We start from the raw sequence: 26,731 nt of genomic DNA, 5'->3' as shown, positions 1-26,731 counted from the left end.
GTGAACGTCCCCGCCCCCGCCGATTCCCCACCCTTCGGGCCCTCGGCGCCGGTGCCATCAGAGCCGCAAGAGCCGACGGCGCCGCAGGAGCCGCCGAAGGCTTCAGAGGCGCCCGAAGCCTCGGGGGCGCTTTCCGGTCCGGCGGATCCGGACCCCTCGGCGGCCGATGGCAGTGGCCACCTCGCGGGGCGCGGGGTCAGCCGTCGTACCGCGCTGCTCGGACTGTCGGCCGCGGGGGTGGCCGGGGCAGGAACGGTGGCCTGGCTGCTGCACCGGGGCAGTGCGGGGGCCGACGACTCGGCGAAGGGCGGCCCGGCCGGCACCTCGGGGCGCGAGGCCGATCCGTTCGGGGTGGATCCCGGCGCCTCACTGGAGGTGGTCGCCTTCGACGGGGCGTACGGCACCCTGGCGCTGGACTATTCGCGTGTCCAGTACCGGAAGCGGTTCCCCGGGGCGCGGGTGACCCTGGGCAGGACCCAGCGGACCAGGACCACGCTCGGGCCGCGGTTGTCCGGTGGCCACCCCCCGGACCTGTTCGACAACGCGGGTGCGGACCGGTTCGACACCCTCACCCTCGTCCGGAACGGGCAGCTGAGAGACCTCACCGCCCTGCTGGACGCGCCCTCGCTGGACGACCCGCACACCGCGGTCCGGGACACCCTGCGGCCCGGCACCCTGGACGCGGGCCGGTTCCGGGGCGATGGCGTACACGGCATCGCCTACGCCTATGACGTCCTGGGGATCTGGCACTCCGACACCTTGTTCCAAGAGCACGGCTGGGCCTATCCGGAGACCTGGGACGCGATGCTGACGCTGTGCCGGGAGGCCAAGCGCCAGGGCCTGGCCGGCTGGACCTACGCCGCCGACTACCCCGTCTACCTGGCCTACGCCGTTCTGCCGTTCATCGGCAAGATCGGCGGCACCGCGGTGCTGGACGCCATCGACAATCTGGAGAGCGGGGCGTGGCGGCATCCGGCGGTCAAGCACGCCTTCGACGCCTACTCCGCGCTCGGCAGGGACAAGCTGGTGCTGCCCGGGCGACCGGGGTTCCGGCAGGCGCAACGGGCCTGGGTCGAGGGCAAGGCGCTGTTCATCCCCGAGGGCTCCTGGTTGGAGAGCGAGACCAGGCCCGTACGCCCGACGGGTTTTCAGTTCTCGGTGGCCGGCCCGAGCAGCCTGGACCGCTCGGACCGGCTGCCCTTCGGCACGGTGTGGGGCTCGCCGTCCGAGCTGTTCGTGGTGCCGAAGCGGGCACCCAACGCGGCGGGCGCCCAGGAGTTGCTGCGCATCATGCTCGGGGCGCAGGCCGCCGGCCGCTTCACCGCGCAGACGTCCGCCCTGAGCTGCGTCGCCACGGCCAAGCTGCCGGATGACGCGCCCAGCTCAGTGGTCTCGGCCGACCGGGCACTGCGCAGGGCGGGCACCCGGCTGCTCGTCAATCCCCGTCTGACGGACTGGTATCCGGGGCTCGCCAAGGAGCTGGGGGCCGTGCTCAACGAGCTGGTGACCGGCGAGACCGGTGTCGCGGACGCGGTGCTCCGCGTCCAGCGTGCGGCCGACGCCCTGGCCCGGGACAGCAGCGTCCCCAAGCGCCGCCACGGTTGAGCGGCTGCCCCCAGCCCCCGTGGAGGACCTGCCGCGGGAAGAGCAGCAGCGGTGCACCCCGTGGACGGGGCAGCCGCCACAGGGGAAGGCGTGGTGAAAACCGGTCGGATCGGCCCGACCGGCGTTCACCATGGGGACCGGCTGGCGCGGCCGGGATCCGTCAGCGCTTGGCGTCCGCCCAGCTCCGCTGGACGGCCAGGTCAGCCTTGACCTCGACCAGCTGGGTGGCGACCGCGGAGGGGGCGGTGCCGCCGCGTCCGTTCCGAGCGGCCAGCGCGCCGGGCACGTCGAGGACGGTCCGTACCTCCGGGGTGAGATGCGGGGAGATCTTGGTGAACTGCTCGTCCGTCAGCTGGTCCAGCTCGATCCCCTGCGCCTCGCACTCCTTGACGCACTCCCCCGCCACCTCATGCGCCACGCGGAAGGGCACCCCCTGCTTGACCAGCCATTCGGCGATATCGGTGGCCAGCGAGAACCCGGCCGGGGCCAGCTCCTCCATACGCTCGCGGTTGACGGAGAGGGTGGCCATCATCCCGGTGAAGGCCGGGAGCAGGATCTCCAACTGGTCGCAGGAGTCGAAGACCGGCTCCTTGTCTTCCTGGAGATCGCGGTTGTACGCGAGCGGCAGGGCCTTGAGGGTCGCCAGCAGCCCGGTGAGATTGCCGATCAGCCGGCCCGACTTGCCGCGGGCGAGCTCGGCGATGTCCGGGTTCTTCTTCTGCGGCATGATCGAGGAGCCGGTGGAGAAGGCGTCGTGCAGGGTCACAAAGGAGAATTCCTTGGTGTTCCAGATGATGACCTCTTCGGCGATGCGGGAGAGGTCGACGCCGATCATCGCGGTGATGAAGGCGAATTCGGCGACGAAGTCGCGGGAGGCCGTGCCGTCGATGGAGTTCCCCGCCGAACCGTGCTCGAAGCCGAGGTCCCGCGCCACCGCCTCCGGGTCGAGCCCCAGCGAGGAGCCGGCCAGCGCGCCCGAGCCGTAGGGCGAGACGGCGGTCCGCTCGTCCCACTGCCGCAGCCGCTCCGCGTCCCGGGACAGGGCCTGCACATGGGCGAGGACATGGTGGGCGAAGAGCACCGGCTGGGCGTGCTGGAGGTGGGTACGCCCCGGCATGGCGACGTCCGGGTGGGCCTCGGCGAGCCCGACCAGGGCCTCCTGGAGGTCGGCGATCAGCCCGCCGATGATCCGGGCTTGGTCCCGGAGATACATCCGGAAGAGGGTGGCCACCTGGTCGTTCCGCGAACGGCCGGCGCGCAGCTTGCCGCCGAGCTCGGCTCCCAGCCGCTCCAGCAGACCCCGCTCCAGGGCGGTGTGCACATCCTCGTCGGCGATGGTGCCGACGAACGCTCCGGAGGCGACGTCGGCCTCCAGCCGGTCCAGCCCGGCGATCATCCGCTCCAGCTCGTCCGCGGTGAGCAGCCCCGCCGTGTGGAGCACTCGGGCATGGGCGCGGGAGCCCGCGATGTCATAGGGCGCGAGCCGCCAGTCGAAGTGCACGGATGCGGAAAGCTTGGCCAGGGCCTCCGCCGGGCCGTCGGCGAAACGGCCGCCCCAGAGCCGAACGTCACCGTTGTTGCTGCTCACTGCTGCTGCTCGCTTCTCTTCGGAGGATGAAACGGGTGCCGGGAGGCATGCTCTTGGCGATGTGCGGCCGCCTCCCCGCCGCATTCGACGGGGAGGCGGCCGGTGTTACGGAGACGCTAGCTCTCGGGCCGGCCTTCGTTGCGTTACGCGCTCAGGTCGCGGCGCGCCGCGATCTTGGACGACAGGCCGAAGATCTCGATGAAGCCCTTTGAGAGTGACTGGTCGAAGGTGTCGCCGGTGTCATAGGTCGCGAGGCTGAAGTCATAGAGGGAGCTGTCCGACTTCCGGCCGGTGACCACGGCTCGACCGCCGTGCAGGGTCATCCGGACATCGCCGTTGACGTGCTGGTTGGCCTCGTTGATGAAGCCGTCCAGGGCCCGCTTGAGCGGAGAGAACCACAGGCCGTCGTAGACCAGCTCACCCCAGCGCTGCTCGACCTGGCGCTTGTAGCGGGCGAGCTCACGCTCGACCGTGACGTTCTCCAGCTCCTGGTGGGCGGTGATCAGCGCGATGGCGCCCGGGGCCTCGTAGACCTCGCGGGACTTGATGCCCACCAGCCGGTCCTCGACCATGTCGATCCGGCCGATGCCCTGGGCACCCGCCCGCTCGTTGAGCTGCTGGATGGCCTGGAGCACCGTGACGGGCTTGCCGTCGATGGCGACCGGGACGCCCTCCTTGAAGGAGATGATCACCTCGTCGGCCTCCCGGGGGGTGGCCGGGTTGGCGGTGTACTCGTAGATGTCCTCGATCGGGGCGTTCCAGATGTCCTCGAGGAAACCGGTCTCCACGGCCCGTCCGAAGACGTTCTGGTCGATGGAGTACGGGGACTTCTTGGTGGTCGCGATGGGAAGTTCCTTCGCCTCACAGAAGGCGATGGCCTTGTCACGCGTCATGGCGTAGTCCCGGACCGGGGCGATGCACTTCAGGTCGGGGGCCAGGGAGGAGATCCCGGCCTCGAACCGGACCTGGTCATTGCCCTTGCCGGTGCAGCCGTGCGCCACGATGCCGGCGCCGTGCTTCTTGGCGGCGGCGACCAGGTGCTTCACGATGGTCGGCCGGGAGAGGGCCGAGACCAGCGGGTAGCGGTCCATGTAGAGGGCGTTGGCCTTGATCGCCGGGAGGCAGTACTCGTCGGCGAACTCGTCCTTGGCGTCCGCGACCTCGGCCTCGACGGCACCGCAGGCCAGGGCGCGCTTGCGGATGACATCGAGGTCCTCGCCGCCCTGGCCGACGTCCACGGCCACGGCGATGACCTCGGCGCCGGTCTCCTCGGCGATCCAGCCGATGGCGACGGAGGTGTCCAGACCGCCTGAATAGGCGAGTACGACGCGCTCGGTCACGGGTTTCTCCTTACGGTCCATGCGCTGAGTACGGTGCATGCGCTGACAGGTATAAGTATGCACTCCTCCGTATGGTTCGTCAACGCGGATCACCCCGACCGGGTCGAAACGGCCGAAGACGGTGCGGCCCGGGAGGCCCGAGAAGTCCGAGAGGCCCGAGAGGCCCGAGAGGCCCCTCAGGAGGAACGGACGACCTCGGCCAGCAGGCGGGCGTGGCCCTGTGACAGGTCGCGGACCGCGGTCAGCAGGGTGAGCCGGCCCTCCGCGACCCGCTCCCGCAGCCGGTCCACCGCGTCCCGGGCCGGCGGTTCGGCCAGCTCCGCCCGGTAGCGCTCGCCGAATTGCTCGTAGCGCTCCGGCGCGTGCCCGTACCAGCGGCGCAGTTCCGGCGACGGGGCGGCGTCCTTGGCCCAGTCGTCCAGGTGGGCGTCCTCCTTGGCCAGGCCGCGCGGCCAGAGCCGGTCGACCAGCACCCGCGCGCCGTCGTCCGGCTCCGGGGCGTCGTACACCCGACGGACCCTGACCCGGTCAGATTTGGTCATAGCACCATGAAAGCACCCACCCCGGCGGGGCGGGCGGCAAGATAATGCGCTGCATGGGAAAGACATACGCACGCATCGACGGAAGACTCCGCGCCTTCATCGAGGAGCAGAAGGTGTTCTTCACCGCGACCGCCCCGCTGTCCGCCGACGGGACGGTGAACCTGTCCCCCAAGGGGCTGAGCGGGTCGTTCGCGGTGCTCGACGAGCACACCGTGGCCTATCTGGACTTCGCCGGCAGCAATGCCGAGACCATCGCCCACCTGCGGGAGAACGGGCGCATCACCTTGATGTGGTGTGCCTTCACCGGCCCGCCGAACATCGTGCGGGTGCACGGCCGCGGCGAGCCCGTGTTCCGTGACGATCCGCGGTTCGCCGGGTTGCTGGCGCACTTCCCGGACGTCGACGTCGCCGCCCACGGTCTGCGGGCCGTGGTGGTCGTCCGGGCCGAGCTCATACGGGACACCTGCGGGTACGCCGTGCCGTTCATGGACTACCGGGCGGACCGCACGCTGCACGCCGGCCGGTTCGCCCGGGAGACCGACGAGACGCTGAACACGTACTTCGAGAAGAAGGAGCACGTGGCGAGCAGCATCGACGGGCTGCCGGGGCTGCCGCTTCCGCTGCCGCCGAGCCCCGAGGGGTGAGCCCCTGCCGCCGTCCGGCGCCCGGGACCGGGGCACCGGACGGTGGCGGGCCGCGGTGGCTGCGGATGGCGGGCGCGGGCGGTTCGTGCCCGGTGTGTGGCACCGGCCGGCCGGGGGGTTGCCCGGAGCGCTCCGACCCGGGGACGGCCGTCAGCGGGCCTTCTGGGCCAGCCGGAGCAGATGGTCGGCGAGGGCCTGGCCGCCGGCCGGGTCGCGGCTGATGAGCATCAGGGTGTCGTCGCCGGCGATGGTGCCGAGGATGTCGTGCAGCTCGGCCTGGTCGATGGCCGAGGCGAGGAACTGGGCGGCGCCCGGCGGGGTGCGCAGCACGACCAGGTTGGCGGATGCCTCGGCGGAGATGAGGAGTTCGCCGGAGAGCCGTCGCATCCGCTCCTCCTTGGCGGACTCTCCCAGCGGTGCCTGGGGGGTGCGGAAGCCGCCCTCGCTCGGCACCGCGTAGATCAGCTCACCGCCGGTGTTGCGGATCTTCACGGCGCCGAGTTCGTCCAGGTCGCGGGAGAGGGTCGCCTGGGTGACGGAGAGGCCGTCGTCGGCGAGCAGCTTGGCGAGCTGGCTCTGGGAGCGGACCGGTTGCCGGTTGAGGATGTCCACGATCCGGCGGTGGCGGGCGGTGCGGGTCTGCGGTACGGCCTGCCCTGCGGCATTGGCTGCCGCCGCGGCGTCCCGTGCCTCGCTGCCCCGTAGCTCGTTGTGCTGCGCCTCGGTCATGGTGGTGTCAGTCTCCGGATTGTCGTTCCCCGTGCCCTGCCGGCCGCGAGGGGAAGCGGGCGGAGTCCAGGGCCGCGGGAAGCGCCCGGAGGAATGCGTCCACGACCTCGTCGTCGACGATCAGCGGCGGGGCGAGCCGGATGATGTCCGGCGCGACCGCGTTCACCAGGAGTCCCGCGTCCTGAGCCGCCTGCTGCACGCGCGGTGCGAGGGACTCTGTGAGCACGATACCCAGCAGCAGCCCGGCACCACGGACCTGGCCGACCAGCGGATGTTCGAGAGACTCGATTCCGTTGCGCAGCCGCTCGCCGGCGTGCTTGACCCGGTCGAGGATGCCGTCGGCCTCGATGGTGTCCAGTACGGCCAAGGCGGCGGCGCAGGCGACGGGGTTCCCGCCGAAGGTGGAGCCGTGCTGGCCCGGGGTGAGCAGTTCGGCGGCGGAGCCGAAGGCGAGGGTGGCGCCGATGGGCAGGCCGGCTCCCAGCCCCTTGGCGAGGGTGATCACATCGGGCTCCACGCCGTGGGCCTGGTGCTCGAACCAGTGGCCCGTTCGGCCGATACCCGTTTGGATCTCGTCCAGCACCAGCAGGGTGCCGGTGGCCCGGGTGATCTCGCGGGCCGCGGCGAGGTAGCCCGGCGGCGGGACCACCACGCCGTTCTCCCCCTGGATCGGCTCGATCATCACCAGTGCGGTCTCGGTGGTGACGGCTTCCCGGAGGGCGTGGGCGTCGCCGTAGGGCACATGGGTGACCTCGCCCGGCAGCGGCCGGAAGGGATCCTGCTTGGCGGGCTGGCCGGTGAGGGCGAGGGCGCCCAGGGTGCGGCCGTGGAACCCGCCGGAGGCGGAGACCATATGGGTTCGTCCGGTGCGCCGGCCGATCTTGATCGCCGCTTCCACGGCCTCCGCGCCGGAGTTGCCGAAGTAGACCCGGCCGAGGCGGCCGGCGAGGTGGAGCAGCCGCTCGGCGAGGGCCACCGGGGGTTCGGCGATATAGAGGTTGGAGACGTGCCCGAGGGTGGCGATCTGGTGGGTGACGGCCTGGACCACGGCGGGGTGGGCGTGGCCGAGGGAGTTGACCGCGATCCCGCCGACGAAGTCCAGGTAGGCACGGCCGTCCGCATCCCAGACCCGGGCGCCCTCGCCATGGGTGAGCGGCAGCTTGGGCGTGCCGTAGTTGTTCATCAGCGCACCCTGCCAGCGCTGGGTCAGCTCGGTGTTGGTCACTGCTCCGGCTCCTTCGGCTGCGTGGTCTGGGGTCGGGTGGCGGGTTCGGGCAGGACCATGGTGCCGATGCCCTCGTCGGTGAAGATCTCCAGCAGGATGGAGTGGGGTACCCGTCCGTCGATGACCCGGGCGGTGGCCACGCCGTTGCGCACGGCGTAGAGGCAGCCCTCCATCTTGGGGACCATGCCGCTGGACAGCTCGGGCAGCAGCTTCTCCAGCTCGTCGGCGGTGAGCTGGCTGACCACCTCGTCGCTGTGGGGCCAGTCGGCGTACAGGCCCTCGACGTCGGTGAGCACCATCAGGGTCTCGGCGCCCAGTGCGGCGGCGAGGGCGGCCGCGGCGGTGTCGGCGTTGACGTTGTAGACGTGGCCGTCGTCGGCGCTGCGGGCGATGGAGGACACCACGGGGATGCGGCCGTCGTCCAGCAGTGTCCGGATGACGCCGGTGTCGATGTCGGTGACCTCCCCGACCCGGCCGATGTCCACCTGCTCACCGTCGATCTCGGCGAACCGCTGGGTGGCGGTCATGGTGTGCCCGTCCTCGCCGGTGAGGCCGACGGCGAGTGCGCCGTGCTGGTTGAGCAGGCCGACCAGCTCCCGCTGCACCTGCCCGGCGAGCACCATGCGGACCACGTCCATGGCTTCGGGGGTGGTGACCCGCAGCCCGGCCTTGAACTCCGATTCCAGGCCGAGCCTGTCGAGCTGGGCGCTGATCTGCGGGCCGCCGCCGTGCACCACCACGGGCCGCAGGCCGGCGTGGCGCAGGAAGACGACGTCCTGGGCGAAGGCGGCCTTGAGCTGGTCGTCCACCATGGCGTTTCCGCCGAACTTGATGACGATCGTCTTGCCGTGGTGGCGGGTGAGCCAGGGAAGTGCCTCGATGAGGATGCGGGCCTTGGGCAGGGCGGTGTGCTTCCGGGCGCTCATGAGGAGTACGCGCTGTTCTCGTGGACGTAGTCGGCGGTGAGGTCGTTGGCCCAGATCACGGCGGATTCGGAGCCCGCGGCCAGGTCGGCGGTGATGCTGACCTCGCGGTAGCGCATGTCGACCAGCTCGCGGTCTTCGCCGACAGAGCCGTTCTTGCAGACCCAGACGCCGTTGATCGCCACATTGAGCTGGTCGGGTTCGAAGACGGCGGAGGTGGTGCCGATCGCGGAGAGCACTCGGCCCCAGTTGGGGTCCTCGCCGTGGATGGCGCACTTGAGGAGGTTGTTGCGGGCGATGGAGCGGCCGACCTCCACCGCGTCCTCCTCGGTGGCCGCGCCGATCACCTCGATCCGGATGTCCTTGGAGGCGCCCTCGGCATCGCCGATCAGCTGGCGCGCCAGGTCGTCGCAGACCGAGCGCACCGCTTCGGCGAACTCCGCCGCGTCCGGGGTGGTCCCGGAGGCCCCGGAGGCGAGCAGCAGCACGGTGTCGTTGGTGGACATGCAGCCGTCGGAGTCCACCCGGTCGAAGGTGGTGCGGGTGGCCGCGCGCAGCGCCGCGTCCAGGTCGGGTGCCGCCACGTCGGCGTCGGTGGTGAGCACCACGAGCATGGTGGCCAGACCGGGGGCGAGCATCCCGGCGCCCTTGGCCATGCCGCCGACGGTCCAGCCGGCCGGGCTCTGCACCACGGCCGTCTTGTGCACGGTGTCGGTGGTCTTGATGGCGATGGCGGCCTTCTCCCCGCCGTGCGCGGAGAGCTCGGCGGCGGCCTTGGCCACGCCCGGCAGCAGCTTGTCCATGGGGAGCCGGATACCGATCAGGCCGGTGGAGGCGACGGCCACCTCGCCCGCGCTGTGGCCGAGGACCTCGGCGGCGTGCTCGGCGGTGGCGTGGGTGTCCTGGAAGCCGAGCGGGCCGGTGCAGGCGTTGGCTCCGCCGGAGTTGAGCACCACCGCCGAGACCTCGCCGCCCTTGAGGACCTGCTGGGACCAGAGGACCGGAGCGGCCTTGACGCGGTTGCTGGTGAAGACGCCTGCGGCGGCGCGGCGCGGTCCGTTGTTGACCACCAGGGCCAGGTCCGGGTTGCCGTTCTCCTTGATACCGGCGGCAATGCCGGAGGCGGTGAATCCCTGTGCTGCCGTGACGCTCACGGTGCGACTCCGATCGTGGAAAGCCCGGTCTCCTCGGGGAGACCGAGAGCGATGTTCATGCTCTGCACCGCGCCGCCCGCGGTGCCCTTGGTGAGGTTGTCGATCGCGCTGATGGCGATGATCCGGCCGGTGGCCTCGTCCAGCGCGACCTGGATCTGGGCGGTGTTGGCCCCGTACACGGCGGCGGTGGCGGGCCACTGCCCCTCCGGGAGCAGGCGCGCGAACGGCTCGCCGGCCAGGGCCTTCTCATAGGTCTCGCGGAGCTGCCCCGCGGTCACCCCGGGGCGGGCGGTGGCCGAGCAGGTGGCGAGGATGCCGCGGGCCATCGGGGCCAGCGTCGGGGTGAAGGAGACCGCGACCCGCTCGCCGGCGGCGGCGGAGAGGTTCTGGACGATCTCGGGGGTGTGCCGGTGGCCGCCGCCCACGCCATAGGGGCTCATCGAGCCCATCACCTCGCTGCCCAGCAGGTGCGGCTTGGGTGCCTTGCCCGCGCCCGAGGTCCCGGACGCGGCGACGACCACCGCCTCCGGCTCGGCGAGCCCGGCCGCGTACGCCGGGAAGAGGGCCAGCGAGATGGCGGTCGGGTAGCAGCCGGGGACCGCGATCCGCCGTGCGCCGCGCAGCGCCTCCCGGGCCCCGGGCAGCTCCGGCAGCCCATAGGGCCAGCTCCCGGCGTGCGGGGAGCCGTAGAACCGCTCCCAGTCGGCTGCGTCCCTGAGTCGGAAGTCCGCACCGCAGTCGATGATCAGTGTCTCCTCGCCGAGCTGTTCGGCGACGGCGGCGGACTGCCCGTGCGGCAGCGCCAGGAAGACCACGTCATGGCCGGCCAGCACCTCCGGAGCGGTCGGCTCCAGCACTCGGTCGGCGAGCGGCGACAGATGCGGCTGCAGCCCGCCCAGCCGCTGCCCGGCGCTGGAGTGGCCGGTCAGCGCACCGATCGCCACCTCGGGGTGGCCCAGCAGCAGGCGCAGCAGCTCCCCGCCCGCATACCCGCTCGCACCGGCCACTGCCGCTCGTACCGTCATCGATACCTCCTCCAGATGGCATGACTATACGGTCGACCGCAGTTTTATGCAATAGCGGCATCGGGGACCCGGGTAGTCGGTGGCGACCGGGCACTTCGGTCGGCCCGTGAAGTGGTCAGGGCGTCCCGGGTGAGGGTCGAGGTCGGCCCATGCGTTCGCCCAGGCGCGGCCGACAGGGGCCCCGCGCGCTCGGTCCGGGCGCGGCCCACGCCGAGCCTCATGCCCCGCCCGGGTCCGCACGCACCGCACGCTCACCGGCCGGCCCCGCGGACCGGGCAGCGGTGCCGGAGCCGTCCGCCGCAGCGCCTCGCCCGGTGCCACACGGAGCCGCGCAAGGCAAGACGGGGAAAACCCCACCCCTGACCCTCCGGTCAGCCGGATGGTCTGCCCGGCTTCCCCGTTCCTAGGCTCGGGCGCATGTCGATGACACGCCGCGGGTCCGCCCGCTGGACGGCGATCGTCCTCGCCGCCGCGTCCCTCGCCGCACTCGGCCCGGCGGGGGCCGGAACCGCGGCCGTCGCCCACTCCTCCCCGCTGCAACGGGACGCCGACGCGCTGCACGAGGACGGCGTCACGGGAGTGTCGGTCACCCTGGCCACGCCCCAGGGAGTGCGGACGGCCCGCAGCGGGGTCGGCGACCTGCGCACCGGAGCGCCGGTGCCTCGACAGGAGTACGTGAGGATCGGCAGCGCCACCAAGACGTTCGTGGCGACCGTGCTGCTCCAACTCGCCGGGGAAGGGCGGCTGTCACTGGACGACACGGTGGACGCGTGGCTGCCGGGCGTCGTCCGGGGCCACGGCAACGACGGACGCGGGATCACCCTGCGCCAACTGCTGCAGCACACCAGCGGGCTGCCCGACTACATCGGTGATGTCACCCCCGACCTCAGCCCCGCCGGGTACCGCGAGAACCGCTGGACCACCTATACCTCCGAGCAGCGCGTGGCCTTCGCCATGCGGCACCCCCCGTCCTTCGAGCCCGGCACCGGCTGGAAGTACTCCAATACCGACTACGTCCTCGCGGGCATGGTGATCAAAGCGGTCACAGGCCGCTCCTGGGAGCAGGAGGTCCAGGCCAGGATCGTGCGTCCGCTACGGCTCACCCGCACCCTCACCCCCGGCGACTGGCCCTTTCTGCCCGCCCCGCACGCCCGCAACTACCAGCAGTTCGCACCGGACGGCGAGATGGTCGACACCACGATCGCCTACCTGCCCTTCGACGGTGACGCCGACGGGGCGATGATCAGCACCGCCGAGGACACCAACAGGTTCCTCACAGCCCTGGTGGGCGGCGAGCTCCTGGCCCCCGCGCAGCTGGCCGAGATGCAGCGCACCGTCGATGTGCCCGCCGACCACGGTTCCCCGCCGGGCACGCGTGACGGGCTCGGCCTCGACTGGACCCCGCTGTCCTGCGGCGGCGGGTACTGGGGACACAGCGGCGACGGATTCGGCTATATGGCGTGGCCCGCCTCCGACGGGCGAAGCTCCATCACCGTCTCCCTGCACAGCCGACCGGGCGACAAGGACACCGCCGTGCGGCAGACACGGGGCATCGCCACCCTCGTCGACCACGCGCTGTGTTCCTCCCGCGCCGAGGGAGTCCGCTGACCTCCCGATGGCCGGAGGCGGCCCGGGGCCCGGCGGCGTCAGGAGGCGTACTCGGCCAGGGCGGCGTCGACGGCCGCCTGAGCGTGCAGCCGTGCGGTGGGGAACACCGGCACGGGGCTGTCCTCCGGGCCGATGAGGAGCTCGATCTCGGTGCAGCCCAGGACGATGCCTTCCGCTCCGGCGGCGACGAGATCCTTGATGATCGACTGGTAGGCCCTGCGCGAGTCCTCCCTCACCTCACCGAGGCAGAGTTCCTCATAGATCACCCGGTGCACGATCGCGCGCCCCTCCGCGTCCGGCACACAGACCTGGAGTCCGCCCGCCTCGAGGCGACCGCGGTAGAAATCCTGCTCCATGGTGAACGCGGTGCCGAGCAGGCCGACCCGGCTCACACCCGCGGCGCGTACGGCCTCCGCCGTGGCGTCCGCCAGGTGCAACACCGGTACCGAGACCGCCGCTCCGACCTGACCAGCGACTTTGTGCATGGTGTTGGTGCAGATCAGCACCATGTCGACGCCCGCTCTTTCCAGCGACCGGGCGGCCGCGGCCAGGACCTCCCCGGCCTCCGTCCACAGGCCCCGCACCTGCAGCCGCTCGATCTCCGCGAAATCCACCGAGTACAGCACACACCTGGCCGAGTGCAGACCGCCGAGCCGGTGGCGCGTGAACTCGTTGAGCAACCGGTAGTACTCGGCGGTCGATTCCCAACTCATCCCGCCGATCAGCCCGATCGTCTTCATGACCGCCTCCCCGCCCTCCGTCGACGGCCACATGATGCAAAACGGGAAGACCCACCGCAATTCAAGTATCCGCGAGGCCCTCCAGAAGGGTTTCTTATGGAGCGCCTCGGGGACCCGGCGAAACGACCTCGACAGGCAGAAGTCCGCGCGCAGGAGCCGGCGAGGCTCACCCCTTCCGGCGCGGTGCGCCGTAGACGGCGTCAAGCACCAGGGCCAGCAGGCGGTGGGCCTGCTCGGGGTCCTCGCCGCGGGCCGTGGACAACGCGATACCGGTGACGAGTTGGATCAGATCACCGGCGGTCAGGTCGCCCCGCGCGGTTCCCTCCCGTTGCGCCCGGGCGAGCAGACCGGCCGCCGCGTCGAGGATCAGCCGATGGCAGTCGAGGCCCGGCGCGCCGGGCTCGTCGACCATCAGAGCGCTGCCCATCCCCTGGTTGGCGCGGGCATGGGCCAGGAACGCGCCCAGCCATCGCGACAGGGCGTCGTCGGCGGAGTACAGGGCCCGCGACCTCTCCGCCTCCCCGCACAGCGCCTGGATCCGGTCCCGGAGCACGGCCGTCAGGAGGGCCTGCCGGTTCGGGAAGTGGCGGTACAGGGTTCCCGGTCCCACGCCTGCCCGGCGGGCGATCTCGTTGAGGGACGCCCCGGGGCCGTCTTCCGCGAACACCTCCTGCGCGGCGGCGAGCAGGCGTTCCCGGTTCAGGCGGGCGTCCGTGCGCCTCGGCGAGTGCCTCGCGTCGCCATGTCCGGTCGTCATCGTCCTGCCTTTCGAGTGCCCCGAGATAGCCAAGCGGAGACGTTCTCCGTATCGTAGCGGGCATCAACCGGAGAACCTCTCCGGATTCCTGACTGAGGAGTGCCCATGACGGACCGTGCGTCGACAGATCTCGGCAGGGTCGGGATCTGGACCTTCGCCTACGAAGGGCAGCCCGCCGGCCGGGTGCGGGAATCGGCCGCGGAAATCGAGGAGTTGGGCTACGGAGCCCTCTGGTACGGCGAGGGGTTCGGCCGCGACACGGTGGGGCAGGCCTGGCTGCTGCTGTCGGCGACCCGTCGCGTCGCCGTCGCGTCCGGCATCGCCAACATCGCCTTCCGGGAACCGATCGCCACCGCCGCCGCGACGCGCACCCTCGGTGAGGCGTTCCCCGGGCGCTACGTACTCGGCCTGGGCGGACACCGCGTCGACGACACCGTTCACGAGGTGGACGGTTATCCCGTACCGACCCGCGGCAGGGCGGTGACCACCATGCGCTCCTATCTGGCGGCCATGGACGCGTCACCTTCGCACGGCCCCGTACCGGATCCCGCCCCCCGCCGCGTACTGGCCGCCCTGGGGCCGAAGATGCTGAAGCTGGCCGCCGAGCGCACCTGGGGTGCGCACACGTATTTCGTGCCCGTCGAACACACCGAACGGGCGCGCCTGATCATGGGGCCGGATGCCTTTCTCGGGGTCGAGCAGGCCGTCGTACTCGACCACGACCTCGACCGGGCCCGAGAGGTGGCCACAGCGCATGTCGCCGCCTACCTGGCCGCGGCGCCGCACCAGGAGGCGAACGTACGCCGGCTCGGTTTCGGAGACGAGGACATCGTCGGCGGCCCGAGCCGCCGGCTGGTGGACGCGATCGTCGCCTACGGGGACACGGAGGCCATCCGCCGACGTGTCGGGCAGCACCTCCAGGCAGGAGCCGGGCATGTCTGCCTCCAGGTGCTGACCGCGGACCCCGCCAGGCTGCCGCAGCGAGAATGGCGCGAGCTCGCCGCCGCTCTGGTGCCCCACCCCGAGGCGGTCGCTCCACGAGGAACGTCCTGACCGACGGGCAGGAACTCGGCGTCGGGCGGTCGACGGACGGGCGCGTGTCAGTCGCCCGGACCGAGCAGGCTGGCCAGTTCGGGGTGCGTCCGTCCCGGGGTGATGGTGGTGATGCTGTACGTCGCGACCCCGTTGGTGACGAACGGATCGGCTGCCGCGATCCGCTCTATCGCGAGCCGATCGACCCCGCGGGCGATGATGGCGCCGCCGATCGAGGCCGGGACGGTCTGCCCGGAGACCAGAAACGTCCCCTCCTTGTGATGCCGCTCCAGGTAGGCGACGTGATCCCGGATGAAGGGCTCCACGGCCTGTTCCGAGCCGGTGTAGTGGAGCGACAGCAGGTGCAGCATGGATGCTTCCTCGATGTGGTGGTGGGCCGCGAGGCGTCCCGCGGCCGTCCGTGCGACGTCGGCGGCATCGGCCGTCCGCGCGCCTGGAGGTCCTCGGCTGCCACCCCGGGCTTCACGGCCTCCCCTCCGGCCCCCGTAGAAGGAGGCGCCCAGCGGCCGCGCGAGATGACCCTTCCGGAGGTGGCGCCCCGCGGTCGGCCTGGATGCCCCGCCAGGAGGCGGCGTGCCGCCCTGCCGAGGCGCGCCCGCCGGGTGTCGGCGCGCCTCAGCTCACCGCCCGCTTCACCAGCTCGGCGATGCGCGCCTCCACCTCGTCCGTCACCTCGGTCAGGGCGAAACCGGCCGCCCACATCGGGCCGTCGTCGAGCTTCGCCTGGTCGCTGAAGCCGAGCGTCGCGTAGCGCGCCTTGAACTTCTCCGCGGCCTGGAAGAAGCAGACGACCTTGCCCTCCAGCGCGTAGGCGGGCATCCCGTACCAGAGCTTCGGCGCGAGGGTCGGGGCGTTGGCCGTGACGACGGCGTGCACCCGCTCGGCCATGACGCGATCCGAGTCCCGCATCTCGGCGATCTTGGCGAGCACGTCCCGCTCGGCCGCCGCCGCCTTGTCCGCACGCGAGCTGCGGCGCGCCGCCGTCTTCAGCTCCTTGGCGTGCTCCTTCATCGCGGCCCGCTCCTCGGCCGTGAATCCTTCGTACCCGTTGTCCTTGGTGCCGCTCATGGCAGGTCTCCTCCTCGCGGATCATGGTCTCCGAGATCTTGGCGGGGACCTTATCCCCGCCCACTGACATCGGAGCCCGAGACGACCGGCACCGCCGGCGCCGACCGCGGACCGGCACGGCGGTGATCGCTCAGGGGGCGGCAGTCGCCACCGGACCGGCGGAGACCGGCGGCTCCTCGTACGGCGAGCGCGCGGCGGCGAGAGAGGTCAGAGACGTCAGGTAGTCGTCGAGGAGTTCGGCCTGGCGCTGGGGCGGGAAGGCCGCGGGGTCGAACAGGGCCTGCACCACCAGGCCGAGTGCGAAGGACTGGGCGCCGGCCGCGATGCGCTCGGGGTCTCCGGACGGCAGTTCGCCGCGCTGCTGGGCCGCGCTGACCAGGTCGGTCAGCCTGGTGCGGCCGTGCGCGTACTTGCGGGCGTAGTCGGCGCTCAGCTCCGGGTCGGCGAGCGCGGTGTCCCAGGAGGACACCCAGATCCGGTTGCTCGCGGTGGCCTCGGCGGTCAGCGGCAGGATGTCGAGGAGGGCGGCCCGCAGGGCGGACAGGCCCTGTCCGGCGGCGCGTCGGGGTCGGGAGGCGGTCCGCTCCGCGAGCAGGTCGAGGGCGTGGACGACCAGGTCGCGCTTGGCGGGGAAGTAGTGGGTGAGCAGGCCGGTGGTGGCACCGAGTTCGGCGGCCACGGCACGCAGGGTCAGTCCGGCGAAGCCATGCGCGGCCAGCACCCGCCAGACCGCCTCCGAGACGTCGCGGCGACGGGCTTCATGGTCTCCCTTGGTACGTGCCATGCTGCTACGGTACATAACCGTAACGCTTGTTGTGTGAATGAGGTCACCATGTTCTCCCTCCCGCTGCGGGACGGCGCCGTGCTCCGCCCGCTCGAGATCTGGCATGCCGAGGAGTTCGCCACCCATCTGGACCGGGCGCGCGACCACATCCGGCCCTGGGTCGGGGCCGCCTTCGTCGCCGAGGGCCTCGACGGGGCGCGGGCCACCCTGCGCCGGTACGCCGAGCGCCAGGCCGCGGACGACGCCCGCCTCTACGGCATCTGGCTCGAGGGGACGCTGGTGGGCGGTGTGATGTTCACGAGCTTCGACGCCGCCGCGGGGCGCTGCGAGGTCGGCTGCTGGCTGGAACCGGCCGCCGAGGGGACGGGTCTGATCACGGCGGCCTGCCGGACCCTGCTGGACTGGGCCTTCGACGAGCGGGGAGTGCACCGCGCCGAGTGGTACTGCCGGGGCGACAACGAGCGGAGCGCCGCGGTGGCCAAGCGGCTCGGTATGACGCTGGAAGGCGTCACCCGCGATTCCTGGCTCTTCGACGGGGTCCGCTACGACACGCAGGTCTGGTCGGTGCTCGCGCCCGAGTGGCAGGCCCATCGCGGGTGACCGCGCCGCCGGCGGTTCGGGGCGGTCGCCGTGGACATCGTCGGCCCGGCCATCCCCCGCGACGGCCCGCGCGCCCGGCCGCGCCGGGCCGGATCGCCTGAGGGTCACCGCTCCCGATACGGCCGGCGGTCGCCTCGGGCGGAACGGACCACCGGCCTCCCGCCACCGCGCGACCGAGGAGCAGGGGTATCGCGGGCGCGCTGTCACATCGGGCCGATGGGGAACGTCATGACGTTGACGGAAGCACAGTGAGAGATGGTGACCGATGAACGATCATGAGTTCCTGGCCCGGCGCTTCGAAGAGCACCGCTCCCATCTGCGGGCGGTGGCCTACCGGATGCTCGGCTCGCTGAGCGAGGCGGACGACGCCGTCCAGGAGGCATGGCTGCGGCTGGACCGCTCGGACACCAGTGAGGTGGCCAACCTCGGTGGCTGGCTGACCACCGTGGTGGGCCGGGTGTGCCTGGACATGCTGCGCTCCCGGAGCACTCGCGCGGAGCAGTCCCTGGAGGCGCCGGTACGGGTGCCGGACCCGATCATCAGCCGGGAGGACGGGCTGGACCCCGAGCAGCAGGCACTGCTGGCCGACTCGGTCGGGCTGGCCCTGCTGGTGGTCCTGGAGACCCTCAGCCCGGCGGAGCGCCTGGCCTTCGTGCTGCACGACATGTTCGCGGTGCCCTTCGACGAGATCGCCCCCATGGTGGACCGCACCCCCGCCGCGGCCCGGCAGCTCGCCAGCCGTGCCCGCCGCCGCGTCCAGGGCTCTGCGCCCACCCCCGATCGGGACCTGTCACGTCAGCGGGCGGTGGTGGAGGCGTTCCAGTCCGCGACCCGGGGCGGGGACTTCGAAGCCCTGCTGGCGATCCTGGACCCGGACGTCGTCCTGCGCGCCGACAGCGGCACCCTGGCCACCGGGGCCCGGGCGTCCAGGGTCATCCGGGGGGCCGAGGCGGTGGCCGCGCAGGCGCTCAGCTTCCAGCGTTTCTCCCAGGGCGGCGGCATGCCCGCGCTGGTCAACGGCGCGGCCGGGCTGGTCTCCGCGCCGGCCGGCAAGCCGATGGCGGTCCTGGGCTTCACGATCACCGACGGGAAGATCGTCACCATCGACATCCTGGCCGACACCGAGCGGCTGAGCCACCTCGACCTGACGATCCTGGAGGACTGAGGGCACGGCCTGAGGTCCTCGCGGGCCCCAGCGGACCCGATCGCGGAGCGCCTGGGTCGGCAGGCCGCGGCGGAACCGGCCGCGGGGAGTCGAGTCCGCCGGGGTTTCGGTGGCCCGGACGCCGGTTGGCTGACGGCGCGGCGGGGACGGCCCCGCGGCCCCGTCGCGGGCCCTCCCCTGCGGCGCCATCGCCCGAACGGCGCCCACCCGCCGGATCACCCGCCCGCGCCGGCCCTCAGGCGCCCACCGTGTCCATGTAGGCGGTACGCAACCGCCGTACCCCCTCGGTGAGTTCCTCGGTGCCGGCCGCGGAGGCGAAGCTCAGCCTCAGGTGCGGGGCGGGCGGTTCCGCGCAGAAGTACGGGCGGCCGGGGGTGACGGCCACCCCGGCGCGCAGGGCCGCGGTGGCCAGCGCGGACTCGTCGGCGCCGAGGGGGAGCCGCAGCCACAGGTGGTATCCGCCGGAGGGGATGTGCGGCAGTACGGCCTCGGCGGGCAGCTGCCGCCGCAGTGCGGTGGCCAGGGCGTCGCGGCGGATCCTCAGCTCGGCCGCCACCTGGCGCAGGTGGCGGCTCCACATCGGTGCCCCGACGAGTTCCAGGGCCGCCTCCTGAAGGGGCCGGGGGACGAAGAAGCTGTCCACGATCTGGATGGCGCGCAGCCGCTGGCGGGCCGGGCCGCGGGCGGCCAGGGCGCCCACCCGCATGCTGGGCGAGGTGGCCTTGGTGAGCGAGCAGACATGGACCACCACCCCGTCGGGGTCGTCGGCGATCAGCGGCGGGGGCAGCGGGCCGGCGTCCTCGTGGACCAGTCGGCGGGCGAAGTCGTCCTCGATCACGAAGGCGCCGGCCGCCCGGGCCACCCGCAGCACCTCGGCGCGCCGTTCGGCGCCGAGTGCCGCACCGGTGGGGTTCTGGAAGAGCGGCTGGCAGACGAAGACCCGGGCCCCGCTGGCCCGGAAGGCCTCCTCCAGCAGGTCGGTGCGGACGCCCTCCGGGTCGGTGGGGACGGGCACCGGGCGCAGGCCGCTGGCGCGGGCCGCGGCGAGCATGCCCGGGTAGGTCGGTGATTCCACCAGTACCGGGGCGCCCGGTCCGGCCAGCGCGTGCAGCGCGGTGGTCAGGGCGCTCTGGCCACCGGCGGTGATCAGGGTGTCGGCGGCGGAGACGGTGCCGGCCGGACCGCCGATCTCCCGGGCGAACCAGGCGCGCAGCTCGGGAAGTCCGTCGACCGGCGGGCGGCCCCAGGCGCCGGGTCGGCGGCCGGCGCGGGCGAGGGCGGCGGCCATGGCCCGTTCGGGTTGCAGGCCGGGGTGGAGATAGCCGCCGTTGAGTTCGATGACGCCCGGCGGCGGGGCGGAGAGGGTGCTGAGCACCCCTGAGGCGTCCACCGAGCGCGGCACTGCCTCGCCGGGGGCCTCGGCGCTGAGAGCGACCTCCTGCCAGGAGGTGTCGCCCGGGCGGGCCCCGGCCGTACGGGCCTGGTCCGCGCGGTAGGCGCCGGCACCCGGCCGGGTGACGACGAGCCCCTCCGCGACCAGGGCGGCCAAGGCGCGGGAGACGGTGACCGGGCTGACCCGAAACCGCTCCACCAGAGCCCGACTGGCCGGCAGCTTCTCTCCTGGTGAGTAGCGGTTGAGCTCTCCTCGCAGGACTCCGGCGAGTTCCACCACACTGCTACGCTCATGCATGAGAGTAGACGATAGCGCTATCCCTTCTTCCGCGATAGCAGTGAGCGCCGCCGGACAGCGGAGGGCTCCGGGCCGCCGCGCCGCCCCCGGGACGGCCCCGCGCGGCGGCGCCACCGGCACGGTGCTCGCCGGGCTCGGCGTGGCCGCCTTCTCCCTCACCTTCCCGGGGACCGTCTGGGCCCTGGAGGGGCTTGGCCCCTGGTCGGTGGTCTCGGTGCGCATGGTGCTGGCGGGGCTGATCGCGGGTGGCTGCCTGCTGGCCCTGCGGGTCCGCCCGCCGGCCCGCCGGCAGTGGCCCGGCCTGCTGGCCGTGGCGGCCGGGACGGTGGTCGGCTTCCCGCTGCTGACGACCTTGGCGCTGCGGACCTCCACCACCTCGCACGCCGCCGTGGTGGTCGGCCTGCTGCCGCTCACCACGGCCGCCTACTCCGCCCTGCGGACCGGCGAGCGGCCCTCACGCACCTTCTGGGCGGCCGCGTTGACGGGTGCGGCGGTGGTGGTCGTGTTCGCGGTGTGGCAGAGCGGGGGCGCGCCGACCACGGGCGACCTGTATCTGTTCGGCGCGCTGCTGGTGTGCGCCGCCGGATACGCGGAGGGCGGCCGACTGGCCCGGGAGATGCCCGGCTGGCAGGTGATCGGCTGGGCACTGGTCGGCTGCCTGCCGGTGTCCCTGGCAGGGGCGGCGATCGCCCTGTCGGCCGAGTCCGTCCGGCTGAGCGGCCACACGGTGGCCGGGTTGGTGTGGTTGGCGGCGGGCTCGCAGTTCCTGGGGATGGTGGTCTGGTACCGGGGCATGGCCGCGATCGGGGTGGCCAGGGCGAGTCAGTTGCAACTGGCCCAGCCGTTGCTCACTCTGGTGTGGTCGGTACTTCTCCTCGGCGAGCGTCCGGCCGTCGCCGCGCCGCTCGCGGCCGTCGCGGTCCTGGTGTGCATCGCCGTCACCCAGCGGGCCCGCACCTGACGGGCGGGGCGGAGCACCGGCAGCCACCGCGCCCCGGTGGGCCGCGGACCACGGAACCCCTCCGGGGTACCGGACAGGAGGTCAGGGCTGATGCGAGCGAACAAGGGCGACCGGCTGGTGAGGCACGGCCGGGTCGTCGGGGAGCACGACCACATCGTGGAGGTCGTCGAGACGCTGGGGCCGAACGGCGCGCCGCCGTACCGTGTCCGGGCCGAGAACGGACACGAGACGATCATGTCGCCCGGCCCGGACTGCGTGGTCGACACCCGCAAGGAAAAGGACCACCCGGCGTAAGGGGTCCGTCCGGCGTGACGGTCCGTCCTGAGTCGAGCGGACCGGGCCCTGCACAGGGCCCGGCCGTTCGTCAGCCGGCCCCTGCGCAGGTACGCCCCCCTCAGCGCGGTGGGCGGACCCGGCTCGGGTAGTGGTCGGCTACAACCTGGGCCATCGCGCCGATGCGGTCCTGGACCACCTCCTCGGCGGAGAACCACACATTGCCCCGCACCTCGGGGAAGCCGCGGTCGAAGGTGAGGTGCCGGGAGAGTTCGGCCGGGTCCTGCCAGGCGGCGGGCTGGGCCGGGTCGCCGGCCTTGTACAGGGCCTCCCCGATGTACAGGTGCACCCCGGTGCCGCGTACGGTCTCGGCCCACCAGGGCACCAGCGCGGCGTAGTCCGCGGCCTGGAATCCGATGTTCCAGTAGACCTGCGGGACGATGTGGTCGATCCACCGCTCGCGGACCCAGCGGCGGGTGTCGGCGTACAGGTCGTCATAGGTCTGCACCCCGGCGCGGGTGTCGGAGCCCTCGGGGTCGGTGGCCTTGTTGCGCCACACCGCGAAGGGGCTGATCCCGAAGCGCACCTGCCGCTTGATCTCCCTGACGCGCCGGCCCATCTCCCGTACCAGCTGGTCGGTGTTGTCGCGCCGCCAGGCGGCGCGGTCCGGGAAGCCCGCTCCGTAGCGGGCGAAGGCCTCGGTGTCGTCGAAGGTCTGGCCGGCCACCGGATAGGGGTAGAAGTAGTCGTCCCAGTGCACCGCGTCGATGTCGTAGCGGGCGACGGCGTCCAGCATGGCGTCCTGGACGAAGCGCCGGACCTCGGGCAGCCCGGGGTTGTAGTAGAGCTTCCCCCCGTACGGCACCACCCAGTCGGGGTGCAGCCGGGCGGGGTGGCTGGGCACCAGCCGGGTGAGGTCGGTGTGGTTGGCGACGCGGTACGGGTTGAACCAGGCGTGCAGTTCCAGGCCCCGGGCGTGCGCCTCGCGCACCGCGGTGCCGAGCGGGTCCCAGCCCGGGTCCCGGCCCTGGACGCCGGTCAGATACTCCGCCCACGGTTCGTACGGGGACGGCCACAGGGCGTCCGCGGTGGGTCTGACCTGGAAGATCACGGCGTTCAGCCGGCGGGCCGCGGCGGCGTCCAGCAGCGCGAGGAGTTCCTGGCGCTGGGCGGCGGCGGGCAGCCCGGGCTGGGAGGGCCAGTCCCGGTTGGCGACGGTGGCCAGCCACATCCCGCGGAACTCCCTCTTCTGGCTCCGGTCCGCCGGCCGCCGGCCGGATGCCCGCGCCGGTGATCCGTCCTCCGCCGAGTCGGCTGCCGCCGTACCCGGCAGTGCCGTGGCCGCCAGCAGCCCGGCCGCCGCCGTGGTCAGGCCTCTCCGCGTCATCTGCCCCATGAGCACTCCCCGATCGTGTGTCACGTCCTGGTCTGCTATGGCTCCGCGCCCACCGGTTCGGGCGCCCAGCCGATGATGTGGGGCAGCCGCTCGCGTGGCAATGCCCCGCACGGTTCGCCCGCCCCCCGGCCCGCCCGGAAGCGCTGGGCCGGATGGGGTGGGAGAGGCCCTCGGGCGGTGCCCGCCCAAGCGGGCGCCCACCCGGGCGGAGTAACGTCTGCGACGAGGCGGGCGCCGGAATCGTACGGAGCCCGCCGGCCCGTAGATCAGCGAAAGGCACGAGGTGACCAACTCAATTGCCGACATTGCACGCGTCGGAGTGGTGGGCTGCGGCCAGATGGGCGCGGGCATCGCCGAGGTGTGCGCCCGTTCCGGCCTGGACGTGAAGGTCGCCGAGACCAACGGCGAGGCCCTGGAACTGGGCCGTACGCGGCTGACCACCTCGCTCGGGAAGGCAGCCGAGCGGGGCAAGATCACCGCCGAGGAGCGGGATGCGGCACTGGATCGGCTGAGCTTCACCACCGACCTCGGCGAGTTCGCCGACCGCGATCTGGTCATCGAGGCCGTGGTCGAGAACGAGCAGGTCAAGACCGAGATCTTCCAGATCCTGGACCAGGTGGTGACCCGCCCCGACGCCATCTTGGCCTCGAACACCTCCTCGGTTCCCCTGGTCAAGCTGGCGGTCGCCACCTCGCGGCCGGACCGGGTCATCGGCATCCACTTCTTCAACCCGGCGCCGGTGCAGAAGCTGGTCGAGCTGATCCCCGCGCTGACCACGAGCGACGACACCATCAAGCGCTCCGAGGCGCTGGTCCAGGACCTGCTCGGCAAGCACCCGATCCACGCCCAGGACCGGTCGGGCTTCGTCGTCAACGCGCTGCTGATCCCCTATCTGCTCTCCGCGATCCGGATGTTCGAGTCGGGCATCGCCAGCCGCGAGGACATCGACAACGGCATGGAGCTGGGCTGTGCGCACCCCATGGGCCCGCTCAAGCTCTCCGACCTGATCGGCCTGGACACCGTGGCGGCGATCGCGGACTCGATGTACGCCGAGTTCAAGGAGCCGCTGTACGCCGCTCCCCCGCTGCTCCAGCGCATGGTGGACGCGGGCCGGCTGGGCCGCAAGTCCGGCTCGGGCTTCTACTCGTACTCCTGACCCGCGCACCCGCCGCCCCGCCGGGCTCCCCCGGCCGGTGGCAGCACGACGGCCGGGACCGCGACCCGCCATCCGGGTCGCGGTCCCGAGCGGAAGGGCCCGCCGCCGACGCGGGTCCCGGGCCCGCCTCCCACCGGAGGCGGGCCCCTCTGCCTGTCGAGGCCCGGACGGGCGCACCGGCCGGGCGGTCCCGGTCCGCCGGCGTTCACACGGGGTGTGCGGTAGTTACCCGAACACACGCCGTACACACTCTCCCGCGCGGTGGCACGCCGGGGTTCACTCGGAGGTGTCGGATGCGGACCGCATCCCGCCCAGGAGAGGAGAACACCCCGTGATCACCGAGTCCGAGCCCACCGCGACTTCCGCGGAGCTCGCGGAACTCCGTCGCAGCGTCGATGTGGGGATGACCCGGATCGACGGCCAGCTCGCCCTTCTCGCCCACCGGGGCGAGAAGGCCGAGCAGGACCTGACCCAGTTGACCCACCGGCTGCGGACGGTGGAGCGCGGCCGCTGGCCGCTGCCGTCGCTCGCCGCGCTCACCGGGCTGTGCGGGTTGGCGGTGACCGTCTGGCAGACCTTCGGCCACCGCTAGGGGTCCCGACGGGCCCCGGCCGGGCTCAGCCCAGCCGGAGGTGATGGAGCATCAGCAGCGCCGCCGCCATGTTGGCGGCCGGCACCTCACCGCGCGCGATCATGTCGGGCACCAGCTTGAGCGGCACCCACTCGCGCCGGTCGGACTCGAAGTCGTCCTGCGGGTGGCCGATGTACTCGGCCTGGTCCGTCCAGTAGATGTGGTGCCGGGCGTCGGTCAGTCCGTTGGACGGCTCCACGGTGAGCAGGTGCCGCAGCGGGCCCGGCCGCCAGCCGGTCTCCTCCTCCATCTCCCGGCCGGCCGCGACCGCGAGGTCCTCGCCGTCCTCCACCACGCCGGCGGCCAGCTCCCAGCCCCAGCTGTCGGTGATGAAGCGGTGCCGCCACAGCAGCAGCACCTCATTGGCCTCGTTGACGACGGTGGCCACCGCGACCGGCCGCAGCCGGATCACGAAGTGGTCGAGGTGCCGGCCGTCGGGGAGTTCCACGTCGGCGAGGTTCACCTGGAACCAGCGGTTGTGGTGAATGGTCCGTTCCTGAAGATTCTTCCATCGCATGATGGCCACCTTCCGCCTTGGAGGCGCCACCGGCGATCGCCGGCGGCGGGCACCATGCGGCGACCACCGGGGTGGGGCGTCGATGCGGTGGCGGCCGGGAGGAAGGGGTGTGCCCGGCGCGGGAGGCCCGGCCTGCTCAGAGGGGGACGCGCAGGGCACCGTCGATGAGTTCGGCGGCCTCGGAGGTCACCGCGCAGCCGCTCTCCACCAGGTGCTCGCGCACCGCGCGCAGGCGGTCCCGCAGGCGCTGCGACTCCATGCCGCGGGCCTGCTCGGTCATCTCCACGGCGGTCGCCACCGCCTGGTCCGCGTCCCCCTGGCGCAGCTCGATGTGGGTGAGCATGGCCAGTCGGTGCACCCGGCCCCGGTCGTGCGCCGGGCTGCCGACCGCGGCGGTGGCGTGCTCCCGGGCCGCCCCCAGGTCGCCGAGGTTGAGCAAGGCCTCGGCGACCTGCACATTGACCAGTCCCGGCTGGACATAGCCGGTCTCGTCGGGCTCCTGGCCGCGGCTGATCCGCCCGGCGGCGCGCTCGGCATGCCGGATGCAGGCCAGCGCGGACCGGCCGTCGCCGAGCCGGGCGTACGCCTTGGCCTGCATGGCGTACAGGTCGGCGGCGAGCGCCGGGGTGATCCGCGCGCCGGCGGAGCGCAGCGCGGACTCCGCGAAGGCCACCGCCTGCCGGTACTCCCTGAGGAACAGCGACTGGTTGACCAGCAGGGCGATGACGTACCCGCCGAGGCCGCGGTCGCCGCTCGCCTTGGCCAGCCGCAGCGCCTGGTGGAAATAGCGCTGCGCCAGGCCGTGGGCGTCGGAGTCGTAGGCGCAGATGCCCGCGATGGCCACCAACCCGCCGGTGGCCCGGTGCAGTTGGCGACCGGTGGCATCGCTGTAGCTGCCGCGCAGCAGCGGTGCGGCCTCGGAGTTGAGGAAGCCCACCACCCGGGTGCGGGTGGCCACACCACCGGCCTTGCGGTACATCTGCTCGTAGTGGGCGCGGGCGGCGCGCAGCATGACGATGTCGGCCCGGCCGACCTTGGTCAGGCCGTCCCGGGAGACGTCGCCGTCCTCCGGGGGGTTCTCCCACTCCCAGACCGGTATCACGGCGGGGGTGCCGGTCACGGTCCGGGCGGCGATCACATGCGGGCGCTGCTGTTCGTCGGAGCGCCACAGCGCGGTGGCCCGCTCCACGAAGCCGGACAGCGGGGTGCCGCCGAGGCGGGTGCCGCCGGGGCTGCCGAGTCCGATGTCGTCCAGGGTGAGCGAGCGGTGCAGCCGCTCCCCCAGCACCTCGCAGATCAGGTCGGGCACCTGGCCGCGTGGCCGCTGGCCCTTCAACCAGCGGGCCACGGCGGTGTGTTCGTAGCGCAGGGCCAGTCCTCTGGCCCGGCCCGCCTCGTTGACATGGGCGGCCAGGCCGGCGTGGGAGATCCCGGCCTCGTCGAGCAGTGAGTCGAGCAGTGTGTTGGGCTCCATGCCGCGCTCCCCGTCGTGCTGGGTGCTGCCAGGGTACGGGAGTCGGCTTCACACGGGGTGTGCGGCGGGGCGGGTCTCGGGGC

Annotated in this window: 27 protein-coding genes; 10 read left to right on the top strand and 17 right to left on the bottom strand. The window is 72.5% G+C overall.

Annotation, left to right across the window (positions count from 1 at the left end):
* Nucleotides 1-237: 237 nt before the first annotated feature.
* The gene (ngcE, locus tag E4099_RS08705) at nt 238-1,605 is read left to right on the top strand and encodes an N-acetylglucosamine/diacetylchitobiose ABC transporter substrate-binding protein (RefSeq protein WP_167828323.1); all 1,368 of its coding nucleotides are present in this window, start codon (nt 238-240) and stop codon (nt 1,603-1,605) included.
* A 160-nt stretch (nt 1,606-1,765) separates the two neighbouring features.
* On the opposite strand, the gene argH is transcribed toward ngcE, so the two are convergent.
* The 3 genes from argH to E4099_RS08690 all read right to left on the bottom strand — a co-directional run bounded on the left by argH (nt 1,766) and on the right by E4099_RS08690 (nt 5,075).
* A complete protein-coding gene (argH, locus tag E4099_RS08700; RefSeq protein WP_135338392.1) occupies nt 1,766-3,193 on the bottom strand; it encodes an argininosuccinate lyase in 1,428 nt (475 codons plus the stop codon).
* 143 nt (nt 3,194-3,336) lie between these two features.
* Nucleotides 3,337-4,533: an argininosuccinate synthase gene (locus E4099_RS08695; RefSeq protein WP_135338391.1), complete on the bottom strand. Its 1,197-nt coding sequence runs from the start codon at nt 4,531-4,533 to the stop codon at nt 3,337-3,339.
* Nucleotides 4,534-4,709: 176 nt separating this feature from the next.
* Entirely contained in the window at nt 4,710-5,075 is a 366-nt protein-coding gene (locus E4099_RS08690; protein ID WP_135338390.1) for a DUF488 domain-containing protein, read from the bottom strand.
* Nucleotides 5,076-5,128: 53 nt separating this feature from the next.
* Here E4099_RS08690 and E4099_RS08685 point away from each other — a divergent pair, with 53 nt between their 5' ends.
* Entirely contained in the window at nt 5,129-5,719 is a 591-nt protein-coding gene (locus E4099_RS08685; protein WP_135338389.1) for a pyridoxamine 5'-phosphate oxidase family protein, read from the top strand.
* A 150-nt stretch (nt 5,720-5,869) separates the two neighbouring features.
* On the opposite strand, the gene E4099_RS08680 is transcribed toward E4099_RS08685, so the two are convergent.
* Genes E4099_RS08680 through argC form a run of 5 tightly spaced genes read right to left on the bottom strand, consistent with a single transcriptional unit; the run spans nt 5,870 to nt 10,775 of the window.
* A complete protein-coding gene (locus E4099_RS08680; protein ID WP_135338388.1) occupies nt 5,870-6,448 on the bottom strand; it encodes an arginine repressor in 579 nt (192 codons plus the stop codon).
* A gap of 7 nt (nt 6,449-6,455) precedes the next feature.
* A complete protein-coding gene (locus E4099_RS08675) occupies nt 6,456-7,673 on the bottom strand; it encodes an acetylornithine transaminase (RefSeq protein ID WP_135338387.1) in 1,218 nt (405 codons plus the stop codon).
* Nucleotides 7,670-8,599 (bottom strand): acetylglutamate kinase, encoded by a 930-nt coding sequence (gene argB / locus E4099_RS08670; RefSeq protein ID WP_135338386.1) that lies wholly within the window; start codon nt 8,597-8,599, stop codon nt 7,670-7,672. Before argB ends, E4099_RS08675 begins: the two co-directional genes overlap by 4 nt.
* On the bottom strand, nt 8,596-9,750 hold the full coding sequence (gene argJ, locus E4099_RS08665) for a bifunctional glutamate N-acetyltransferase/amino-acid acetyltransferase ArgJ (protein ID WP_135338385.1): 1,155 nt from the start codon (nt 9,748-9,750) through the stop codon (nt 8,596-8,598). Before argJ ends, argB begins: the two co-directional genes overlap by 4 nt.
* The gene (argC, locus tag E4099_RS08660; RefSeq protein WP_135338384.1) at nt 9,747-10,775 is read right to left on the bottom strand and encodes an N-acetyl-gamma-glutamyl-phosphate reductase; all 1,029 of its coding nucleotides are present in this window, start codon (nt 10,773-10,775) and stop codon (nt 9,747-9,749) included. Before argC ends, argJ begins: the two co-directional genes overlap by 4 nt.
* Before the next feature lie 417 nt (nt 10,776-11,192).
* Between argC and E4099_RS08655 the strand changes: the two genes are divergently transcribed.
* Nucleotides 11,193-12,383: a serine hydrolase domain-containing protein gene (locus E4099_RS08655; RefSeq protein ID WP_245244691.1), complete on the top strand. Its 1,191-nt coding sequence runs from the start codon at nt 11,193-11,195 to the stop codon at nt 12,381-12,383.
* Nucleotides 12,384-12,421: 38 nt separating this feature from the next.
* Here the strand turns inward: E4099_RS08655 and E4099_RS08650 are convergent, their stop codons facing one another.
* The gene (locus E4099_RS08650) at nt 12,422-13,123 is read right to left on the bottom strand and encodes an aspartate/glutamate racemase family protein (protein ID WP_135338383.1); all 702 of its coding nucleotides are present in this window, start codon (nt 13,121-13,123) and stop codon (nt 12,422-12,424) included.
* A gap of 166 nt (nt 13,124-13,289) precedes the next feature.
* Nucleotides 13,290-13,880 (bottom strand): TetR/AcrR family transcriptional regulator, encoded by a 591-nt coding sequence (locus E4099_RS08645; RefSeq protein WP_135338382.1) that lies wholly within the window; start codon nt 13,878-13,880, stop codon nt 13,290-13,292.
* A 105-nt stretch (nt 13,881-13,985) separates the two neighbouring features.
* Here E4099_RS08645 and E4099_RS08640 point away from each other — a divergent pair, with 105 nt between their 5' ends.
* A complete protein-coding gene (locus E4099_RS08640; RefSeq protein ID WP_135338381.1) occupies nt 13,986-14,933 on the top strand; it encodes a TIGR03620 family F420-dependent LLM class oxidoreductase in 948 nt (315 codons plus the stop codon).
* A gap of 47 nt (nt 14,934-14,980) precedes the next feature.
* Here E4099_RS08640 and E4099_RS08635 read toward each other — a convergent pair whose 3' ends face one another.
* The 3 genes from E4099_RS08635 to E4099_RS08625 all read right to left on the bottom strand — a co-directional run bounded on the left by E4099_RS08635 (nt 14,981) and on the right by E4099_RS08625 (nt 16,785).
* Complete coding sequence (locus tag E4099_RS08635; protein WP_209446556.1) at nt 14,981-15,283, bottom strand: YciI family protein; 303 nt, start codon at nt 15,281-15,283, stop codon at nt 14,981-14,983.
* A gap of 265 nt (nt 15,284-15,548) precedes the next feature.
* A complete protein-coding gene (locus E4099_RS08630; protein WP_135338379.1) occupies nt 15,549-16,001 on the bottom strand; it encodes an iron chaperone in 453 nt (150 codons plus the stop codon).
* A gap of 130 nt (nt 16,002-16,131) precedes the next feature.
* A complete protein-coding gene (locus tag E4099_RS08625; protein ID WP_135338378.1) occupies nt 16,132-16,785 on the bottom strand; it encodes a TetR/AcrR family transcriptional regulator in 654 nt (217 codons plus the stop codon).
* A gap of 48 nt (nt 16,786-16,833) precedes the next feature.
* Between E4099_RS08625 and E4099_RS08620 the strand changes: the two genes are divergently transcribed.
* Together E4099_RS08620 and E4099_RS08615 are read left to right on the top strand one after the other, a co-directional pair.
* Complete coding sequence (locus tag E4099_RS08620; protein ID WP_135338395.1) at nt 16,834-17,385, top strand: GNAT family N-acetyltransferase; 552 nt, start codon at nt 16,834-16,836, stop codon at nt 17,383-17,385.
* 265 nt (nt 17,386-17,650) lie between these two features.
* Nucleotides 17,651-18,550, top strand: coding sequence for a sigma-70 family RNA polymerase sigma factor (locus E4099_RS08615; RefSeq protein ID WP_135338377.1), 900 nt, complete (start codon nt 17,651-17,653; stop codon nt 18,548-18,550).
* A gap of 235 nt (nt 18,551-18,785) precedes the next feature.
* On the opposite strand, the gene E4099_RS08610 is transcribed toward E4099_RS08615, so the two are convergent.
* Nucleotides 18,786-20,240, bottom strand: a complete 1,455-nt coding sequence (locus E4099_RS08610) for an aminotransferase-like domain-containing protein (RefSeq protein WP_135338376.1) — start codon at nt 20,238-20,240, stop codon at nt 18,786-18,788.
* Between E4099_RS08610 and E4099_RS08605 the strand changes: the two genes are divergently transcribed.
* On the top strand, nt 20,239-21,201 hold the full coding sequence (locus E4099_RS08605) for a DMT family transporter (protein WP_135338375.1): 963 nt from the start codon (nt 20,239-20,241) through the stop codon (nt 21,199-21,201). The two genes, E4099_RS08610 and E4099_RS08605, sit on opposite strands and share 2 nt — an antisense overlap.
* 90 nt (nt 21,202-21,291) lie before the next feature.
* Nucleotides 21,292-21,495 carry a DUF1918 domain-containing protein gene (locus tag E4099_RS08600; RefSeq protein ID WP_135338374.1) on the top strand — a complete coding sequence of 68 codons (204 nt, stop codon included), beginning with the start codon at nt 21,292-21,294 and terminating at the stop codon, nt 21,493-21,495.
* 100 nt (nt 21,496-21,595) lie between these two features.
* Here E4099_RS08600 and E4099_RS08595 read toward each other — a convergent pair whose 3' ends face one another.
* The gene (locus E4099_RS08595; protein WP_135338373.1) at nt 21,596-22,870 is read right to left on the bottom strand and encodes a glycoside hydrolase family 10-like protein; all 1,275 of its coding nucleotides are present in this window, start codon (nt 22,868-22,870) and stop codon (nt 21,596-21,598) included.
* Between the two features lie 295 nt (nt 22,871-23,165).
* Here E4099_RS08595 and E4099_RS08590 point away from each other — a divergent pair, with 295 nt between their 5' ends.
* Together E4099_RS08590 and E4099_RS08585 are read left to right on the top strand one after the other, a co-directional pair.
* Nucleotides 23,166-24,026 carry a 3-hydroxybutyryl-CoA dehydrogenase gene (locus E4099_RS08590; protein ID WP_135338394.1) on the top strand — a complete coding sequence of 287 codons (861 nt, stop codon included), beginning with the start codon at nt 23,166-23,168 and terminating at the stop codon, nt 24,024-24,026.
* A gap of 331 nt (nt 24,027-24,357) precedes the next feature.
* Complete coding sequence (locus tag E4099_RS08585) at nt 24,358-24,618, top strand: hypothetical protein (protein WP_135338372.1); 261 nt, start codon at nt 24,358-24,360, stop codon at nt 24,616-24,618.
* A 25-nt stretch (nt 24,619-24,643) separates the two neighbouring features.
* Here E4099_RS08585 and E4099_RS08580 read toward each other — a convergent pair whose 3' ends face one another.
* Both E4099_RS08580 and E4099_RS08575 read right to left on the bottom strand, forming a co-directional pair.
* Entirely contained in the window at nt 24,644-25,174 is a 531-nt protein-coding gene (locus tag E4099_RS08580) for an NUDIX hydrolase (protein WP_135338371.1), read from the bottom strand.
* 136 nt (nt 25,175-25,310) lie between these two features.
* Entirely contained in the window at nt 25,311-26,648 is a 1,338-nt protein-coding gene (locus E4099_RS08575) for an NsdA family TPR-like regulatory protein (RefSeq protein WP_135338370.1), read from the bottom strand.
* Nucleotides 26,649-26,731: the final 83 nt, after the last annotated feature.

Origin of the sequence: Streptomyces palmae, assembly GCF_004684805.1 — a bacterium.
In the GTDB taxonomy this organism is placed as follows: domain Bacteria; phylum Actinomycetota; class Actinomycetes; order Streptomycetales; family Streptomycetaceae; genus Streptomyces; species Streptomyces palmae.
This window is presented reverse-complemented; position numbering and strand designations above follow the sequence as displayed.

Bases quoted from the DNA above. Each gene is read 5' to 3' on its own strand.
- E4099_RS08635 (WP_209446556.1), bottom strand. From the start codon at position 15,283: ATGCTGCACCTGCTGTCGCTCCACTACACCGGCTCGGAACAGGCCGTG.
- E4099_RS08640 (WP_135338381.1), top strand. From the start codon at position 13,986: ATGACGGACCGTGCGTCGACAGATCTCGGCAGGGTCGGGATCTGGACC.
- E4099_RS08615 (WP_135338377.1), top strand. From the start codon at position 17,651: ATGAACGATCATGAGTTCCTGGCCCGGCGCTTCGAAGAGCACCGCTCC.
- E4099_RS08620 (WP_135338395.1), top strand. From the start codon at position 16,834: ATGTTCTCCCTCCCGCTGCGGGACGGCGCCGTGCTCCGCCCGCTCGAG.
- E4099_RS08610 (WP_135338376.1), bottom strand. From the start codon at position 20,240: ATGCATGAGCGTAGCAGTGTGGTGGAACTCGCCGGAGTCCTGCGAGGA.
- E4099_RS08605 (WP_135338375.1), top strand. From the start codon at position 20,239: ATGAGAGTAGACGATAGCGCTATCCCTTCTTCCGCGATAGCAGTGAGC.
- argC (WP_135338384.1), bottom strand. From the start codon at position 10,775: ATGACGGTACGAGCGGCAGTGGCCGGTGCGAGCGGGTATGCGGGCGGG.
- E4099_RS08625 (WP_135338378.1), bottom strand. From the start codon at position 16,785: ATGGCACGTACCAAGGGAGACCATGAAGCCCGTCGCCGCGACGTCTCG.
- E4099_RS08600 (WP_135338374.1), top strand. From the start codon at position 21,292: ATGCGAGCGAACAAGGGCGACCGGCTGGTGAGGCACGGCCGGGTCGTC.
- E4099_RS08690 (WP_135338390.1), bottom strand. From the start codon at position 5,075: ATGACCAAATCTGACCGGGTCAGGGTCCGTCGGGTGTACGACGCCCCG.
- E4099_RS08575 (WP_135338370.1), bottom strand. From the start codon at position 26,648: ATGGAGCCCAACACACTGCTCGACTCACTGCTCGACGAGGCCGGGATC.
- argB (WP_135338386.1), bottom strand. From the start codon at position 8,599: ATGAGCGCCCGGAAGCACACCGCCCTGCCCAAGGCCCGCATCCTCATC.
- E4099_RS08685 (WP_135338389.1), top strand. From the start codon at position 5,129: ATGGGAAAGACATACGCACGCATCGACGGAAGACTCCGCGCCTTCATC.
- E4099_RS08630 (WP_135338379.1), bottom strand. From the start codon at position 16,001: ATGAGCGGCACCAAGGACAACGGGTACGAAGGATTCACGGCCGAGGAG.
- E4099_RS08580 (WP_135338371.1), bottom strand. From the start codon at position 25,174: ATGCGATGGAAGAATCTTCAGGAACGGACCATTCACCACAACCGCTGG.
- E4099_RS08645 (WP_135338382.1), bottom strand. From the start codon at position 13,880: ATGACGACCGGACATGGCGACGCGAGGCACTCGCCGAGGCGCACGGAC.
- E4099_RS08650 (WP_135338383.1), bottom strand. From the start codon at position 13,123: ATGAAGACGATCGGGCTGATCGGCGGGATGAGTTGGGAATCGACCGCC.
- E4099_RS08680 (WP_135338388.1), bottom strand. From the start codon at position 6,448: ATGACCGAGGCGCAGCACAACGAGCTACGGGGCAGCGAGGCACGGGAC.
- E4099_RS08655 (WP_245244691.1), top strand. From the start codon at position 11,193: ATGTCGATGACACGCCGCGGGTCCGCCCGCTGGACGGCGATCGTCCTC.
- E4099_RS08595 (WP_135338373.1), bottom strand. From the start codon at position 22,870: ATGGGGCAGATGACGCGGAGAGGCCTGACCACGGCGGCGGCCGGGCTG.